The 15,472-nt window shown below is 43.9% G+C and carries 20 protein-coding genes; 3 read left to right on the top strand and 17 right to left on the bottom strand.

From position 1 onward, the window contains the following. Positions 1 to 77 precede the first annotated feature (77 nt). Genes C234_RS0109695 through C234_RS17680 form a run of 9 tightly spaced genes read right to left on the bottom strand, consistent with a single transcriptional unit; the run spans position 78 to position 5,201 of the window. Entirely contained in the window at positions 78 to 647 is a 570-nt protein-coding gene (locus C234_RS0109695; protein WP_027325596.1) for a hypothetical protein, read from the bottom strand. A 60-nt stretch (positions 648 to 707) separates the two neighbouring features. Beyond that, complete coding sequence (locus C234_RS0109690) at positions 708 to 1,205, bottom strand: hypothetical protein (RefSeq protein WP_027325595.1); 498 nt, start codon at positions 1,203 to 1,205, stop codon at positions 708 to 710. Positions 1,206 to 1,216: 11 nt separating this feature from the next. Then, on the bottom strand, positions 1,217 to 1,618 hold the full coding sequence (locus tag C234_RS0109685; protein WP_027325594.1) for a hypothetical protein: 402 nt from the start codon (positions 1,616 to 1,618) through the stop codon (positions 1,217 to 1,219). Then, the gene (locus tag C234_RS17805; protein ID WP_034536875.1) at positions 1,618 to 2,085 is read right to left on the bottom strand and encodes a hypothetical protein; all 468 of its coding nucleotides are present in this window, start codon (positions 2,083 to 2,085) and stop codon (positions 1,618 to 1,620) included. The genes C234_RS0109685 and C234_RS17805 overlap by 1 nt, the downstream gene beginning before the upstream one ends. Next, a complete protein-coding gene (locus C234_RS0109675) occupies positions 2,076 to 2,408 on the bottom strand; it encodes a hypothetical protein (protein ID WP_027325592.1) in 333 nt (110 codons plus the stop codon). The genes C234_RS17805 and C234_RS0109675 overlap by 10 nt, the downstream gene beginning before the upstream one ends. A gap of 2 nt (positions 2,409 to 2,410) precedes the next feature. Continuing rightward, positions 2,411 to 2,782: a DUF6706 family protein gene (locus tag C234_RS0109670; RefSeq protein WP_052001849.1), complete on the bottom strand. Its 372-nt coding sequence runs from the start codon at positions 2,780 to 2,782 to the stop codon at positions 2,411 to 2,413. Positions 2,783 to 2,791: 9 nt separating this feature from the next. Then, positions 2,792 to 3,898 carry a major capsid protein gene (locus C234_RS0109665; RefSeq protein ID WP_027325590.1) on the bottom strand — a complete coding sequence of 369 codons (1,107 nt, stop codon included), beginning with the start codon at positions 3,896 to 3,898 and terminating at the stop codon, positions 2,792 to 2,794. A 20-nt stretch (positions 3,899 to 3,918) separates the two neighbouring features. After that, positions 3,919 to 4,485: a hypothetical protein gene (locus C234_RS0109660; RefSeq protein ID WP_034536873.1), complete on the bottom strand. Its 567-nt coding sequence runs from the start codon at positions 4,483 to 4,485 to the stop codon at positions 3,919 to 3,921. 20 nt (positions 4,486 to 4,505) lie between these two features. Further along, positions 4,506 to 5,201, bottom strand: coding sequence for a hypothetical protein (locus C234_RS17680; protein WP_027325588.1), 696 nt, complete (start codon positions 5,199 to 5,201; stop codon positions 4,506 to 4,508). Positions 5,202 to 5,428: 227 nt separating this feature from the next. On the opposite strand from C234_RS17680, the gene C234_RS0109650 reads away from it, so the two are divergent. Genes C234_RS0109650 through C234_RS0109640 form a run of 3 tightly spaced genes read left to right on the top strand, consistent with a single transcriptional unit; the run spans position 5,429 to position 7,113 of the window. Next, the gene (locus C234_RS0109650) at positions 5,429 to 5,656 is read left to right on the top strand and encodes a hypothetical protein (protein WP_027325587.1); all 228 of its coding nucleotides are present in this window, start codon (positions 5,429 to 5,431) and stop codon (positions 5,654 to 5,656) included. A gap of 1 nt (position 5,657) precedes the next feature. Further along, positions 5,658 to 6,536, top strand: coding sequence for a phosphoadenosine phosphosulfate reductase family protein (locus C234_RS0109645; protein ID WP_027325586.1), 879 nt, complete (start codon positions 5,658 to 5,660; stop codon positions 6,534 to 6,536). 19 nt (positions 6,537 to 6,555) lie between these two features. Next, positions 6,556 to 7,113 (top strand): hypothetical protein, encoded by a 558-nt coding sequence (locus C234_RS0109640; RefSeq protein WP_027325585.1) that lies wholly within the window; start codon positions 6,556 to 6,558, stop codon positions 7,111 to 7,113. A gap of 262 nt (positions 7,114 to 7,375) precedes the next feature. On the opposite strand, the gene C234_RS0109635 is transcribed toward C234_RS0109640, so the two are convergent. The 8 genes from C234_RS0109635 to C234_RS16275 form a co-directional block, all read right to left on the bottom strand. Beyond that, positions 7,376 to 7,630: a hypothetical protein gene (locus tag C234_RS0109635; protein WP_027325584.1), complete on the bottom strand. Its 255-nt coding sequence runs from the start codon at positions 7,628 to 7,630 to the stop codon at positions 7,376 to 7,378. 31 nt (positions 7,631 to 7,661) lie between these two features. Beyond that, positions 7,662 to 9,839, bottom strand: a complete 2,178-nt coding sequence (locus C234_RS16810) for a hypothetical protein (protein WP_211231530.1) — start codon at positions 9,837 to 9,839, stop codon at positions 7,662 to 7,664. A gap of 391 nt (positions 9,840 to 10,230) precedes the next feature. Then, positions 10,231 to 11,703, bottom strand: coding sequence for a phage portal protein (locus C234_RS0109625; protein ID WP_027325583.1), 1,473 nt, complete (start codon positions 11,701 to 11,703; stop codon positions 10,231 to 10,233). 25 nt (positions 11,704 to 11,728) lie between these two features. After that, complete coding sequence (gene terL / locus C234_RS16285; RefSeq protein WP_051290234.1) at positions 11,729 to 13,198, bottom strand: phage terminase large subunit; 1,470 nt, start codon at positions 13,196 to 13,198, stop codon at positions 11,729 to 11,731. Next, positions 13,198 to 13,692 (bottom strand): terminase small subunit-like protein, encoded by a 495-nt coding sequence (locus C234_RS0109615; protein ID WP_211231529.1) that lies wholly within the window; start codon positions 13,690 to 13,692, stop codon positions 13,198 to 13,200. Before C234_RS0109615 ends, terL begins: the two co-directional genes overlap by 1 nt. A gap of 54 nt (positions 13,693 to 13,746) precedes the next feature. Next, complete coding sequence (locus tag C234_RS16805) at positions 13,747 to 14,292, bottom strand: ParB N-terminal domain-containing protein (RefSeq protein ID WP_051290233.1); 546 nt, start codon at positions 14,290 to 14,292, stop codon at positions 13,747 to 13,749. Between the two features lie 3 nt (positions 14,293 to 14,295). Continuing rightward, positions 14,296 to 14,853 carry a hypothetical protein gene (locus tag C234_RS0109605; RefSeq protein ID WP_027325581.1) on the bottom strand — a complete coding sequence of 186 codons (558 nt, stop codon included), beginning with the start codon at positions 14,851 to 14,853 and terminating at the stop codon, positions 14,296 to 14,298. Between the two features lie 91 nt (positions 14,854 to 14,944). Beyond that, the gene (locus C234_RS16275; RefSeq protein WP_051290232.1) at positions 14,945 to 15,433 is read right to left on the bottom strand and encodes a hypothetical protein; all 489 of its coding nucleotides are present in this window, start codon (positions 15,431 to 15,433) and stop codon (positions 14,945 to 14,947) included. Positions 15,434 to 15,472 lie beyond the last annotated feature (39 nt).

Here is a 15,472-nt window from a genome sequence, read left to right as displayed (position 1 = left end):
TGCAATGCCATGTAACAAGTAATCATAAGTCCACCCGAAATGCTGACATATAGCCCCCCGGCGACCGTGTGGACTGTTTAACCCTCTTTGCTTTCCTCTATCCGAATCGGCATTGTGGTTCTTTCTTGCTGTATCAATCGAATAGAGCTCATAAAATCCCCAAGATTGCTCATTGCATTCACGAGGACGAAAAGTTTGTAAAGCACCGATGGTTTGATTGTTCGGGCAAACAACGATGTTAATTCGTCAATTCGCTTGGTATCTTCCACCCATTTTGTGCATCCCTTGCCTTGCAAGGGAATCAATCTATCTTCACCAAGCACCGCAATGGCAACAACCCTTGCACATCGGATTGAATGGTTGTGCGCCAAACCCCTTGCACATTTCATCGAATCCGCCGACTTCATCACAGTTTCGTCAATTGCAAATTCGATTGTTTCCGCCGAAATACGGTCAAGTGTTGAAAGAGTCAATTCTTCAATCTTGAATGTGCGTGTTATCTCACGGGGCTTGTATTTCTTAATAAGACCAAAGAACCGCTTTTCCACATCAAATTCGGTGTCTTTCACCTCAAATGACACACCCTTTCCAATCAAGGCATTAAGCTCTGCACGTTCTTGTTCAAGCTTCTTCTTATCATCCGTCATATCACGTTATTAAAAATGAAACCCCGGAAACATATAATTGCCACCGGGGCTTGAGGTTTACTACTTCGGTACGCCACGCAAGGCTTTGCCCTCACTTACCGCCATTGGCGTTACGGTAAAGTCAACTAAGAATATACCTTTTGCGGACATATCAGCATTGATTACTGCTTCAATGTCTCCATTAGGAATTTCAAAGTCCAATCCCTGCTCTGTTACAACTTTAATTGCCTTGTTTGCTACAACTTCATTTCCATCGTATCCCCATTTGTTGGTATCGACCTTTTCGCCACCAACATAAGAAACAAGGTCATCAACGTTTGCGTCCATTATAGAAAATGTCAATTTCGGCATTTTCCTTGACTTTTTGCGCACCTCGGGGGCTGCCATGCCCTCTTCAAAATGTTCCGTAACGTCTGACGCATCTTGTGTCATCTTACAAGTGTCTTTATAGGTCTTCCCTATTTTGGCAAGCTCACCGGGCATTTTCCCGTTTTTCCCTGCCGTTCCTACTTGGATTTCACACAATCCAAGCGTAATAAGTGATGTTCTTGTTCCCATACTTATAAAAATTAAATTTGAATATTCCAATTCACGCGGATGTTCACGAAATGTTGCTTTGTCGTTGGCTCATACATGATTGTCATATTACCGGGCACGGCTTTAATTCCGTGTATTTCCGCGTTTCTCACTATCGCCAAGACTTCATTTGTCAAGGCTTTTAATCGTGTCCGATTTGCCGAAACCTGCATCTTTCCTTTGATTTTCTTTGTCGTGTCCGCCGTGTAAATGTTTATGTTGGAGGTTCCGATTTGCGGCAAGCAATCTTGGGGCAAATCAATCGTGTTCACAACCACATCTTCATCGGCGGAATCTTCGGGGCGGTCGTCGCCGACATATACCCCGCCTTTGTTTGATATTTTACCGTTAAGCAAGGCAAACAAAATCGAATCAGTGTCAAATGCTGTTTTCATTATTCCGCAGCACGATTAATGTTACTTATCAAATCTTCCAACATCCGGGGCAATTCCCGTTCCGCAAGATGTTCCGCGCTTGACAACACGTTATATCCTTTCGCTTCGACATACGCGGCGTAGTTCATGCCAGCGACAACCACAAGGGCAACGCCCTTTGTTTCTTTCCCGATTGATTCCGCCAATTCCTGACCCGCTTTAATGCCCTTTGCGGCTGTATCACTTTGTGCGCCGCTTGCTGCATCAAATTGGGAATGTACCGCAACACCATCAACAAAAACTTGATAACCCGTTGAAGAAAGCAATGCGCCTGTTTGCATCATGTAGCCCTTGTTTGTCCGGGCTTCAATCAAGCACATTTCGCCAAGTTGTTGCAACCTTGCAATCTGCTTTCTTTGGATTTCATCAAGAAACGCATCGAAATGCGCCTTGACATCATCTTTTGTGAAGTTTGCTTTTATAGCCATAATCTTGAATGAAGTTGCGCCGGGTCAAAATTCAAGCATATTCCGTCAATGCGTATGTCCGTACAATCAGGGTCATTTGCAACAATTACCCTTGTGCCTTTGCTTACCTTTGGGCAAGTCTTGGGGCATTGAATCACGGATGTTGCCTTGTGGTATTCACCCCCGGCAACCTGAAATTCTGTGCCTTTGCCATCCGATTCTTCACGGCACATGGATATGAATTTGCGTGATGTTTCACATTCAATCCAATTACCATCCGCGTCTTGGATGCTTTCGGTTGATTCCTCAATGAAAAGGAAATGTGGATATTGCTTCACTGCCATAATCACCAAATATTTGAACGGTTGCGAATTTTCGGACGTGCGACCAACACATTTTCTTGTCCCAACTCATTACACAATGCGTTGTAGTACATTTTGACGGCTTCCATGTTCCAAGAAATAGAATATCCACCCTCGGAAACATTTTGCGTCATTCCTTTAATCACCGCCGACATTCGGCGATATACTGCCATGTCACACGCATTCACGTCTGCATTTGCGTCCGTTTCAAGCCCACCTTTCGCCAAGATAACATCAATATCATCTTCCATCAGGTTCAGCCCATTTAATGATTTAGTCAAATACTCTTTATTGGTCATAACATTGTCTTGCAAAAAGACCTTTGGGGTGAAATAACCGAAATCATCACACCCCATCGGTCGATGTTAGTTTTTATTCCAAGAAGTTGCGTTGGTCTGCATCAATACAGAGCGACCCGCAAGATTCCAAGCCGGGAAAAGGTTTGCGATTCCCTCGGTCACTTCCTGAACGGGCGATTCATTGGAATACTTCTTGATAAGGGTATGTCCGTGCATTACCTTTTCGGCTACGCTGCCGGGCATCTTCTTTGCATCAATCGGCTTCTTCCAATAAGTATTGCCCAAAACCTTGCTTTCAGAGAAAAGAATTACATCGTCCTCAAAAGGATTTGAGGTGGTACGTGTACCATCTGCAAGTTCGATTGTAATCTCTTGGTCGATTATGATAATCTGCAAGCCACGATAAAGTTCTTTCTTCTTGGCAAGATATGCGTTCACGGTCGCAAGGTCGGGCGCATCCTGTGTACCTGTTGCATTCTGAATGAATGAAGAACACTTCTTCCAAACTTCTTCTTGTGAAGCGAATTTTTCAAAGGTATCAACATTCATAAATACGAACTTGTAGGTCGCCCCATGCAACTTCTTACCTAACTTCAACGCTGCTGGGAAATCCTTTGTCAAAGGCTTTGCAGCTGTGCCGGAATCGTATGCTATTGCAACGCCAATTTTCTGTTCTGCCGGAATCAGATAATCAACATCATATTCGGTAACAACCGCCGCGTTGTTGGAGTTGGTGAACTTGACCTTTCCAAGCGAAATTTGGCGCAATGCAATCCATTCGGCACGGGCTGCAACACCATCCCAACAAAACTTGGTATCTTCCGCCCAAAATTCAACAAGGGCTCTCAAGTCGGGGTTGTTGCTCGACATTGCAACCATTATGTCGTATTCGGTCAATTCATCTTCGTTCTTCTCTCTCGAAATGGTGATTTTTGGTATATCACCCTGAATCCTTGAAATCGCTTCACGGGTCTTTTTCGGAATTGTCGCTCCCCTTGCAACAAGGTCGGCGGCAATCTTCAAACCTGATTGCGCTTCAAGCATCTTCCACGTCAAGAAATTTGTTTCTTTAAGTGGGAAAAGGGTTGGATAATAGTAATCTTTGAGGTCGTAAGTGCGAATTACGGCTTCCATATCCTTTTCATTCAACCCAACCATTAATGATTTCTGCATATTGGTTTACTTTTTATGGGTTACACATAAGCAATTGTTTTCAATGCCGTCTTAACGGCATCATTCACAATAGGGGCATTGGCTGTATTCACCACGCCGATAACCCAAGCATCTGTGAATAAGTTGTCGCCATTTTCAACATCGTAGTTTGACCCAGCAATGGCAACCGGGGTAACTTTCAGTGTCTTGTTAGCGCCACTTGATTCAAATGCACAAGTTCCGGCTTTGACGGTTGCGCCAAGCGTTGTTCCAAGGGTAATGACATCCTTTGCGGAATTAGTCTTGTCAATGGTTTTAATTGTTTGACCGTTGCAAGCATCGGTTGCAAATCTGTCACCGACCTTGAAGTGGTGTCCTTTTGCAACTTCGTAGGTTGTTGCACTTTCATTCGCTTCCGTGATAACTTGCGCGGTTTTGCAAACTACAAATAAACCATCCGCGCCCTTTCCAATGGGCGTTCCCTCAAACAAAGCCGAACCACCCAAATTGGCAACGGAAACCGTAACGCCACCGGGAATGTCGGCAATGCGGTGAAGAATACACTTCACAACGCGATTGTCTTTCTTTCGTTTAATCGTTAATGACATTGTTTTGATGAATTAAAGTTTTACACTTCTTTGCCCGTGAAGCTGTTGTTTTCGGGCTTTTGGCTTTCCACATATTCGGCAACGCCTTTGGAAATACCGCTTTCCTCTTTTTGAGCGAAAAGGGGGCTTCCCGCGCCATTGCTCAATGCTGCATTTGCCACATTTTGATTTGCAGTTTCAATGTCCGTTGCTTTCTCATTCAAGTATTCGTTAAACGCATCGTCAGTGTCGAACGTCATACGGGCAAAGTCTTTCAAGGTTTGCTTCTTGAAAGTTTCGTCCTTACATCCGTTCAATTTCTCGTTCAATGCTTGAAGCCTTGATTTTGCAATATTGTCCGCTTCATAGCCGGACAATTTTTCTTGAAACGGCTTGACCGCTTCGGCAACCGCTGATTTTACAATCTCGGAAATGTCGTTGGGGTCGGGTTCTTTTTTACCACCATTGCCGCCGGGTTCGGCTTTGGCGACAAAATCAAACTTCTTTTTCAAGTTCGTTTCAAAAGTCTTGTTACTTTCGGACACCTCTTTGTCCACATCTGCGCGAACATCCTTGACAAATTCGGTAACTTGCGCATCTGTCACCTTGTCGACAAGTGCTTTCGCTTCATCTTCTGTTGAAGCCTGTAACGCTAATGCGCGTGCCATCATCAACAAGCAATCTTTTCGCACGCCTTGGAACCGTGCCACAAGTAGTGCTAAAATTTTTTCTTTCATTCGATAAATGTTTTATGTGTTACAAATCATTTTCAAAATTATGATGTTTTATAGTAACACAATTTTCTATATAGGGAAACTTATGCTTTACTTTTCCACATTTTGCATTGCAAACGCATTTTTCTTATGTTTTTGCTTGTTATATTAAATAAAGTTGTTACATTGCAGTGTTTCACTATAATACACCATACAGCAGCAATTATTTTTAAACTTAAATTTTCGCGACAATGGAAAATCAAAGAAGAATCACAAAGGTGCGTGAAGCCCTTGCAAACGGTCGTGTTTCGGCTGTGGAATTTTACAAAGATGGTTCGGGGGCTTGCTTCCAATACCTCGACCCAACAGGTGACCACGGTTGCCCTTGCACAATGGCATCATCATTCAAGATTGAAGAAGCCTTGGAAATCATTTCGGGATTCAGATTCAAACAACACGAATTAAAAACTTGCTTTTGATATGAATCGGATTATTGAACTTGAAAGAAAGGCAATTCAGTTCGTACGAGATGCGGAATCCCTCGCATTGAGAATGGACGAAAGGGGCTTTCACGTTGCCTTTTCCGGGGGCAAGGATTCGCAAGTGTTGCTTGCCCTCGTTGAAATGGCGGGGGTCAAGCATCACGCGGAAATGCAAGTTACAACGGTTGATTCTCCTAATTTAATGAAGTTTGTTCGTGGTAATTATCCGCAAGTCAAATTGAATTTGCCCGAATTAAATATGCGGCAACTTATCGTCAAAAAGAAAATGTTGCCGACACGTCAAGCCCGGTTTTGTTGCGCCTGCCTTAAAGAACAAGCGGGCGCGGGAACTTGCACTTGCTTGGGCATACGCAAGGCGGAATCAACTAAACGGGCGAAACGTCACCCGATTGAGGTATTGGGGCAACGTGTTGGGTACGACATCGAGAATGGCAAACTTGTTCAATCCACACGGGGGGGGCAACAACTATTTGAAACCGATTCCGACACAAAGGTTTATTGCGTCAATGGCAAAGACAAGGTTGCTATTTCCCCGATTTTCGATTGGACGGACAACGATGTTTGGGGCTTCATCAAGGGAAACAATATGCCGTATTGCGATTTGTATGACAAAGGCTTTCATCGAATCGGTTGTTTATTTTGCCCAATGGCTTCACCAAAAGAAAAAAGGCGTGAACTTGAAATGTTCCCAAGGGTTGCGGAAAAGGTTTATATCCGTGCAATTCGTGAAGTCATGGAACAATACGGCAATTACGACAAGTTCGATTCCCCGGAACAAGTGTTTCAATGGTGGGTTTCGGGCGAAAATGCCGATACTTGGCTGGCAAAAGATAGACATAAAAAGTTTTTCTATTAAATAAAATAATTACTTTGCAATGGAAAAGATGAATTTTGAAGCACTTGCAAGCAAGTATGGCTTGACGGTGGATTTCGTGAAAGAACTTCACGACAAGGTGGTGGACAAGGAAAGTCTTGTTCGTGCTGTAAGAATGTTTGCCAATGGCACATTGCCGTATGATGTGGCAATGGCGAAAGAGCATATCAACGTGGCGGAACTCCGGCATCAGGTCGCCAAGAATATGTGGGATTTCCGCAAGAACAAGGCAAGCAAGATGAAAGAAGCAATGGAACAACACCGCAAGATTGTTGAGTATTACAACACTTGCACGTCTTTAACATACCGCCACAAGCCAAATAAAGCCATCAGGGACGTTGTTTTCATCAAGGGCGGACACTTGGTTGCCTTTGGGCGTTTTGAGCCAAAACAAGGTGGTATTTACGCCGCCAACAATGAAGTAATGCCCGAATTTCGTTGGAATCCGCACGAAATCTTGGCAAGGCTTCGCAAGCTGAACAAGGCGTTTTATCGCCAAATCAAAAAGGCGGCATTCAATTCGCCCAAAGAATGGTTTGATTTCAACATAAAATCGTAATGAACGGAACAACGATATATCACGTTTGCTTCGGCGACGACAACCACCATTATTTCGGTTCTATCGCCGCGATATTCGACACATTCAACCCGGTTGATTTGGGTGTGTCGAAATCCCGGTTGTGGTCGTATAAGATAACGGAATCAAAGCCATATCGCAACAACAAGTGCATCATATACCGGGGTGTGATACATCGAAAGAAAACGAATCGTAAACCATCGAGGTGAGAAAAAGGGGTTGCCGACAAAGCAACCCCTATTATTTATACAAGATACAAAGCACCGTCGGGAATATCACCGACCAACTCCGCGCTCTTTGGCGGAACATCTCCATTGCCGGGATAAATAGCAACAAGACGTTTTCCGTCCTGAATCATCTTTTCAAGCAAAACCAACGCCTTGTCCCTGTCGGGTTCTGCATACATAAGCAATTGCGCCGCTTCTGCAAACTCTCTTTCGCCATTATCGACAATGTAATAAAACAAATCCTCTCCTTTTAGTTTTTTAATATCAATCATAATAAATCAAATTTGGTTGCAAAATTCTTTATTAAATAGGTTTCAACGCTCTAATATAAGCAATCATTTCGTTGTATATATCTGGAAGATACTTTTGAAATACCCGATTACCCAAGAATGTGTTTTCAAATGCGTGTGCAAGATATTCGGTTTCGGACATTCGCGTTTTCTTGAAATAAGATGTTGTGTGCCCGCTCCCGTATTTAACCACAAGGGATTTAATGGTGTCGCGCGTGCTTCCGATTTGCTCAATAGCATCCCATTTGGTGATTCCGCGTTTTTGGAACACATCTTCTTTCATTCCCAAAATTTTTTCTTGCAACTGTTGTAGCTTGGTATCAATATATTCAACCATCGGCATTGTTTTTGTCACTCTTTCATGATACCAACCGCCATCTTTGTGATTCCATTTGCGTTCATAAACGGTGTATTCACCTTTCTTCTTCAACATCTTTATTTGGGCATTTCGCATATCAATCAATTTACTATCCGTCCATAATGCACGTTGTGCATCAATACAATGTCCATATTCGTGATAAATAACCGCCTTGGTTTCCCAAGAACTGTTTGCGTTTCGTTTCTTGCCAGCAATATGTACCAAATCACCACCATAAGACGAATACGAACCACTATCCGAATCAAGTATTTCAAGTCGAATCGGCTTGTTCGGGTCTATCAAATCAAAGAAATCTTTGTCAAAGGTATAATCTTCACCATTCAAATACGTTGATTTCGCTTTCAATTCGTTTGGCATTTGGCTTGAAATCGGCATTACCCCCTTTGCATTTGAAATCTTGTACAAAAATTCTTGCAATGCCTTTTTATAAGATGCTTTTGCCACAACCCATTCGCGCTTGTCGCCTGTAATGGTGGCAATATCTGCAAGCATTCCCGAAATGTCAATACCTTTGCATTTTCGGGCTTCGATTACTGCTTTGTTGGCATCTGAAATGAATTGCTTGTATTCTTTTTCTGCATCAAAAACACGGGTTTCCAATTCCGCCATTTTTGCCAAGATATTCTTTGAATCAGGATTGCGCATTGCTTCATCAAGGGGATATGTATTAAGCCCCCATTCGGCACACTTGCGGCGAATATCCGCATCGGCTTGTTCCATTTGCATTGTTTTTGATTGTATGGTTGCAACACGGCTTTGAATGCTTGATATGTCCTTGTCGGCAACATATTTTTCCAACATTGTAAGCTGCACGGACAAACCCCATTTGGTTGCTTGTTGCCTTGCTTGGGCAATTTGTGTTTGGTAGGGTGCAAGAACATCAACTTGGACGGTCTGTTTCGGCAAGTCAATCTTTAGCCCCTCGGACAACTTGCCATCTTTGAAGTTGTCTTTGATGAAATAGGGGGTTGAAGCCCAATTCTTTTGCGCGTCAATATGGTCTTTCACCCAATCTTTGAATCCTTGTGGGACATCCGGGACAACATTTGCCGCTTCCCTGTGCTTGTATGTCGTTCCGCGCAATGCCGCTTTGAGGTCGCCCAATTCATTTTCATCAAAAGTCTCTTCGTCCATCAGGATTGGAACGGCGTAACACATACATTGAGGATGCCAACCTTTGAACTTAAACGTCTTTGGATAACGACCAACAAGCCTTTCACACGTCTTGCACTCACACAATGGCTCGTGGTTCGACCGTATCACCTCAAAACCAACAACAAAATCAAGCGATTGCCACCTTTGCCAATCACTTTCACGATAAGCCATGTTGATTTCGGAACGTGTCAGGCGCTGTGCATTTTTCACGCTTGAACGGTAAACACCGCGTCCGGGGTGAAATGCTTTGGCGGCTTTCGACAACACAAGGTTTCCACGTTTGTCACGAACACGGCGGAACAATCGGTTCGGGTCTTTCAAGTTCTGCTTGACATCCCTTGCCAACTGTTGTGCGCTGCGACCCTCTCCCAATCCTGCATCAAGAGCGGTTTCCATTTGTTCCCGGTATTGCCCAACATACCTCCAAACACGTTCCGAAAGGTTCAAACCCTCGACTTTGCGCACCTGAAAGGCTTTCAACGCATCCAAGTTTTGGTCTTGCATCTTGTTCAATCGTGCCTTGCTTAACTTGGATGTATCCATGATGGATGCAATGAAGCCATCATTTTTTTTGCAAGCGAAAAGCCATTGTTTCCGTGCCCCGGTTTCAATGGTGGTTGTAAGGCGGTTTGCAAGCTGCGTTGTAACATCTTGCATCACCGACTTAACACCGGGATAATCATCGAAAGAAAAGGGTTTTTCGGGGTCGTATTTGCCTTTTGCCGCCGCTTGGGATATTGCTTTGGTTGTGGAATCAAACAACGCATCAACGGCGCGTGTGTATTGCTCCGTTGTCTTGTAATGGGCATTGTCGAATGCTTGGATTGAAAACCTTGTTGCCTTTTGCCTTTTTGCCATTATTGCCGCATTTTGAAGTGTTCACATTGTGGGTCATTCAGGAAACGACAATACTTGCCATCTGTGTAATACAGACACCGACACATAAATGGCTTGCCGTTTGCCCCTATTTCGTGCCAATCGTATGAATGCTCACAATCTATACATCTGTACTTGATTACTCCTTTTGCCTTGATTACTCGCTTTGCCATCACGCATCAATTATGGGTTCACCAATAGAGAATGAATTTTCGGCGGTCTGTTCTTCCTTGATTTTCTGAATGGTCTTGGATGGGTCTTTGGATATTCCCACACGTTCAACTGATTCTTCTTGTGAAATCACGGGTTTATTGCCATTCGCCGTAAGCCAATAGTTCAAATCATCAATATCACTTGTAATCATGTATGGTATGATTTCAGGCTCAATTTCCACTTGTTCGCATTCTTCTTCAAGGCTTGTGTTCATCATGCCAATGTAGGCAAGAATGACATTCACGCGCCTTTGCAAGTAATCATCGAAGATTTCCATTTTGTCTTGTACTTTTAAATGTGCATCCATGAAAAGCAACTTCAGGGCAACCCCGGAAATAGCACCAAGCCCCTTGACCGAATCAAACGAAATGTCTGGCGTTTGGGTAATGGTGTAAATCATGCGCAAAAGGGTTTCAATCTCCAATTTAACCGCTTCCGGGGCTTGCTGCCATGACACATATTGCATCGTTGCACCCTCTTCACCCTCGATAACTGCGCCGGATTCACCTTTCTTCGCCCAACCTGTAATTTGCCCAGTTGTAAATATCTTCGGGCTTGCGTGGTAGTCGTTGGTATCGGCGAAGTTTGACAAAAGGGTTTCAAGTCGGTCAATCAGTGCGTCCACATCTTCCGTCTCAAACTTCGGTTGATTGCCATACACAATAGGAATTTTACCGATAGCAATCTTTTTAGGATAGCCCTCTACAACCTCGTACCCATTGTTGCCATTGACCCAAAGCCAATGCTCCGTGTCTGTGAATGTTTCAAAGTAATCAACCGCATTGTCTTTGTTATCTTTCCGGCTAAATGCCCTTGAAAATGCGACCATATCCCCGATTTCATCAAAAAAAGGATAAAGGGTGTCACCATAAGCGGGAGAAAACAATGTACAACGTAACTTGAATTGCGTCGGGAATCCATACTTGGAATGCTTCTTACTTTTTTCCACGGAATGCCAATACTCTGCACATTCTTTGTAACCGAATATTGACCGCCCAATTTTGCAGTTCAATGATTTGCATTTGACATCGTAAAGAATGCGATTCAAAGCTTTCACAATCATTGCTTGCTTTTCATTCTCCGGGGTGCTGTTGTATTCCGGGGCATTGCCAAAACAGAATGACACCGCACGGGATATTATCAGCTTTTGAAGCGCAAGGGCGACACGCGCCACTTTTACCATGCGAAAATTCGTACTTTCCCCATTGGTGTCAATCACCTTTTGCGCGGATTCTCCTTGTGTATCATCAGTTACTTTTACTCGCTTGTCGGGTCGCTTGATATGGTCGTTAATATCATGCAACTTGGGGTCAATCGCCTTGTTCGCTGCTTCCGTGTCTGGTTGGGAAATGTAGCGGTGCGATTTCAATTCGGGAATCACGGCATTGCCTTTGTTTTCCCGCGCCAACTTCATAATTTCTTCAATTGTCATAATTATTGTTTTATAGTGATACACTCTAATATCCAAAAAGACTTGCCACGTCCGATTTCTTTTGGTTTGCGCGCTTTTCAATTGTTCCTGTCAAAGCATCGGGGGCATCGTCGTGGTCGTTTTGTCCGGCTTTCAAGTAACCGCAAATTGCCTTGGAGAAATCCGGGAAAAGGCTTTTCCACCCTTGGGGCATAAATGTGAGGTTCTGCACCATTGCCGAATGTTGGTAAATGCGTGTGTCCTTGTTCTCGGTTTGGTGGAATGATGAAAACTTGGTCTTTCCATTACCAAGTAATCGACATTGTTTTTCCACGTTGTTTTTGAACAAGCGACCGCCGTTATTGGCTTCCACAATACATTCGGCAACATCATGTTTGGTAAGCATCTTTGCAAGTGCGGGTTCGGTGTACTCAACCGGGCGTGTGGTGTAAAGCACATCAACGATGTAGTTACCCACATCGGTTTCGTCATATATGATTGCACATAAATAGTCCGCGCCTGTGTCGGCTGTATCGACATAACATTTGCGCTTGACATACTTTGTCGCCGGACGAATCAAGTATTCAACGAATCCACTTTCATACATCAATCCGGCACGTGGTTGCGGGTCTTGTTGATACAAGGAATCAAACACTTGCGGATTTCTTTTGCGGATGGACTGCAACTTTTTCAGATTGTGCCGTTCCGCCCACAATGCTTCACCCTCTTGCCTTGGGTCGTATTCGGTCGGTTTGCCCTCTTTGATTGCCTTGTATATGACAACCACCCAACCATCGGGGTTCGTTTCGGGGTCATAAATACCTTGTTGGCGTAACAATGTACCCGCCAAATCATCTTCGTGCCATCGGGTGAACACAATCAGTTGTTGCGAATCGTTGTGAAGTCGGGTTTCTGCAACTGTATCGTACCAATCGGAAACACTTTCACGGACGATGGGCGACCAAGCCGTTTTTGCGTCCTTGTAAATGTCGTCCATAATCAAAATATCGACGGGTTCACCCGTCAATGCACCGCCAACACCAACCGTCTTGAATCCGCCACGATAACCCACAATTTCGCATTCATCGGCATTTCGCAACCAAGAACCCGCCACCGTTGTAACATTGGAAGCATTCAAGGTTGTATTGGGGAATATTTCGTGATATTCGGGGCTGTCAATGATACGTTGGATTTCTCGGTTAAACTTTCTTGCTTTGGGTGCATTATACGACACAATCGCCAATTTCTTGTCTGGGTCTTTACCTAAGAGAAAAGCAGGCAAACGCCTTGTTGAACCCTCCGATTTCCCATGCTGCGGGGGCATAAATACCATAAGTTTGCGAATATTCCCATCCGCAAAGTCAGTCAACACCTTATAATATCGGCGGTGAAAGTCTGCCGGGCGAAATGTGGGCATTGTGGAAAGGGTAAAACGCAACAAATCGGAGCGACTTTCACGAATAAGCCGTTCTTTCAATGCCTTGCAAAACTTTATTTTGTCCGCCCTTTTTTGCATCACCCCAATTTGCGTTTCAAGTCCTCAATCTCATTATTCAACTCTTCATCTGTCTTGCTAGCGAATAGGTCTTTGCCGTCCTTGCCCGTTACTTCTGTTGTTTGTCTGTTTCGCCATCTCATAGGGTCGCCATTTGTCAAGGTGAAGATAATTGCCGCCGTGTCGGGCTGAATATGCTTCTTCGTTGTCGTCTGTTCCTTGATAGTAGGCTTTGAATGGTCGCCTTTTGTCGGGATGGTTACAACCTTTGTTTCGGTTACTTCATAGCCTTGTATCTTCTTCAACAACGACTTTTTGGCTTCCTGAACGAAGAATTGCGTTCGTGATTCCCGTGCTTCCTCGATAGCAAGTGCAAAATCTTCGTGTTCCTCTTGCCATCTGTGAAAGGTGGCTTGCGAAATCCCTACTTGTTGGCAAATCTCCGCAATGGTATAGGTGTCTGACTTCACAAGTCCGACAACCCTTTCAACCACTTTTTTACTATACTTTGCCATCTTCAAAATCCCTTTTTACGGTTGTTTTTATCTTAATTATCTTATTTGGTAGGACTATTCTTTCAATTCACATTTAAAGCCCCTATCTTGTAACTCGCTGAATAACAATGATAACTTGGCAACATCGCCACACTCAACAATCAATCGTGTGTCAATCACCTTTTTACCATCTTCAGATTGTTCTTCTTCGGGCTGTTCCATTGAAATGCCCCAATCTTCAGGGTCAAAGTCGAATTTCTCGGCTTCTTGCATTATCAAATCCGTGTCAAAGCAAAGGTTCGCTTTGCCTGTTGCATTATCCGCAAGTGCGAGTTCACGCCCTTTGGCTGAATCCAAATCAATGTCCGTTCTTTTGACCGCTACAAGCGTATTACCCATTGTTTCTACAACCAAGACTTTATCAAGGTCAATTTGTGAAGCTGTTTCAACAACTCCATTCCCTGCAATTATTCGGTTGTTCCTGTCAATCAGGATTGAACGCCCCAAGCCGAACTTACGGATTGATTCTTCAAGGATGTGCATACCATATTCCGTATGCTTATTGAAGTTTTTATTATCAGGAATAAGAACTTCGACATTCGTTTCGATAATCTTTGCCATACGTTACCAAATCAAGAAGTGAAACAATATGGAAAATGGGGTTGCACAAGCTGCACCAATGAACGTGAAAATCGCGTCCATTGCTTCAACTTTTCCGTGTCCTTTGGAATCCCACCACTCCTTGACAATTCCGGCAAGGCTTCCAGCGATAAAACCAACCCACCAACCAAGCAAAGACCCAAAAACAAGGGATATTGCCAACCCAACAATGAAATGTTTGCGTTTGTCGGGCTGTTTCGCGGCTTCCTTGACGTTTTCCCATATGCCAATGATACCTTCCTTGACTTCGGCAACAAAAGCCAAAATTCGAGCTTTTAATGGTGGATTCTCAAAAACGGATTCACCCGACACGAAAACGGGCGGTTGCGTTTTTCCTGAAAGCACACCAAGCCACACTTTTCCGGCGAACAAAATCTTCAATCTCTCTTTGAATGTCACTTTCCAACATGACACACATTGTTTGCCATCGTTCCACACGGGCAACGACTGACATTCACTTTCCGCCATCGTGGACGGTCTTTGCAATACCTTTGTGGATTGCGCAAAATCAACTGGCTTCATCTGCTTTTGAAATTATCTTGCATTCAAATACAAAATTAAAGCGTGCATTATAGTAATACACGCTTTAATAAAAAAAGTTAGGCACAACTTATCAAACTTTCACCCTTATAGGCAAGTTGGCAAAAGACCAAGCGAGTAAAGCCGCATCACGGGCGTCTTGGTTTGTTCGCCCTATCAGCCCGGTAAATGATGCTAACTCTTCATGCGTAATCTTGCGGTCTTTCCCTTTCCAGCATTTAATCAACGGCGGATGCTGCACGACCTCAATTCTGTAATGCTTGCACATTTCAATAATCTTTCGCCCAGCTTCATGATTTGCCCCTACGTCCTTTGCAATCTTTTCGGCGCGGCGTCCTTGTGCTTCGTGAAAATTACTTTTGCGCACCATCCACCCGGCTTCAACGACCACAACCAAGGTTTCCTTTGCACTCCCTGCCTTTTCCCTTGCATGTTGTAGATAATCAAGCAAGGCGGGAAACGCAAGGTTCGACACTTCAATTTGTCTTATGGATGGTTTCAGGAATGCCACGCCCGATTTCTCCCTATCAGGGTCAATGGCAATGATATTGTCATACTTCATAACATATAACCAATTAAGAAACCCACAATCATACCAAAT

This window comes from Bacteroides pyogenes DSM 20611 = JCM 6294, from assembly GCF_000428105.1.
GTDB classification, from domain to species: Bacteria; Bacteroidota; Bacteroidia; order Bacteroidales; family Bacteroidaceae; genus Bacteroides; species Bacteroides pyogenes.
The sequence above is the reverse complement of the archived record's forward strand: the minus strand, read 5'-3'. Positions and strand labels throughout refer to the sequence as shown.

Bases quoted from the DNA above. Each gene is read 5' to 3' on its own strand.
- C234_RS17680 (WP_027325588.1), bottom strand. From the start codon at position 5,201: ATGAAAGAAAAAATTTTAGCACTACTTGTGGCACGGTTCCAAGGCGTG.
- C234_RS16805 (WP_051290233.1), bottom strand. From the start codon at position 14,292: ATGGCAAAGATTATCGAAACGAATGTCGAAGTTCTTATTCCTGATAAT.
- C234_RS0109640 (WP_027325585.1), top strand. From the start codon at position 6,556: ATGGAAAAGATGAATTTTGAAGCACTTGCAAGCAAGTATGGCTTGACG.
- C234_RS0109685 (WP_027325594.1), bottom strand. From the start codon at position 1,618: ATGAAAACAGCATTTGACACTGATTCGATTTTGTTTGCCTTGCTTAAC.
- C234_RS0109690 (WP_027325595.1), bottom strand. From the start codon at position 1,205: ATGGGAACAAGAACATCACTTATTACGCTTGGATTGTGTGAAATCCAA.
- C234_RS0109670 (WP_052001849.1), bottom strand. From the start codon at position 2,782: ATGGGGTGTGATGATTTCGGTTATTTCACCCCAAAGGTCTTTTTGCAA.
- C234_RS0109605 (WP_027325581.1), bottom strand. From the start codon at position 14,853: ATGAAGCCAGTTGATTTTGCGCAATCCACAAAGGTATTGCAAAGACCG.
- C234_RS0109635 (WP_027325584.1), bottom strand. From the start codon at position 7,630: ATGATTGATATTAAAAAACTAAAAGGAGAGGATTTGTTTTATTACATT.
- C234_RS16810 (WP_211231530.1), bottom strand. From the start codon at position 9,839: ATGCAAGATGTTACAACGCAGCTTGCAAACCGCCTTACAACCACCATT.
- C234_RS0109650 (WP_027325587.1), top strand. From the start codon at position 5,429: ATGGAAAATCAAAGAAGAATCACAAAGGTGCGTGAAGCCCTTGCAAAC.
- C234_RS0109675 (WP_027325592.1), bottom strand. From the start codon at position 2,408: ATGGCAGTGAAGCAATATCCACATTTCCTTTTCATTGAGGAATCAACC.
- C234_RS0109615 (WP_211231529.1), bottom strand. From the start codon at position 13,692: ATGGCAAAGTATAGTAAAAAAGTGGTTGAAAGGGTTGTCGGACTTGTG.
- C234_RS0109645 (WP_027325586.1), top strand. From the start codon at position 5,658: ATGAATCGGATTATTGAACTTGAAAGAAAGGCAATTCAGTTCGTACGA.
- C234_RS0109695 (WP_027325596.1), bottom strand. From the start codon at position 647: ATGACGGATGATAAGAAGAAGCTTGAACAAGAACGTGCAGAGCTTAAT.
- terL (WP_051290234.1), bottom strand. From the start codon at position 13,198: ATGCAAAAAAGGGCGGACAAAATAAAGTTTTGCAAGGCATTGAAAGAA.
- C234_RS0109625 (WP_027325583.1), bottom strand. From the start codon at position 11,703: ATGACAATTGAAGAAATTATGAAGTTGGCGCGGGAAAACAAAGGCAAT.
- C234_RS0109665 (WP_027325590.1), bottom strand. From the start codon at position 3,898: ATGCAGAAATCATTAATGGTTGGGTTGAATGAAAAGGATATGGAAGCC.
- C234_RS0109660 (WP_034536873.1), bottom strand. From the start codon at position 4,485: ATGTCATTAACGATTAAACGAAAGAAAGACAATCGCGTTGTGAAGTGT.
- C234_RS16275 (WP_051290232.1), bottom strand. From the start codon at position 15,433: ATGAAGTATGACAATATCATTGCCATTGACCCTGATAGGGAGAAATCG.
- C234_RS17805 (WP_034536875.1), bottom strand. From the start codon at position 2,085: ATGGCTATAAAAGCAAACTTCACAAAAGATGATGTCAAGGCGCATTTC.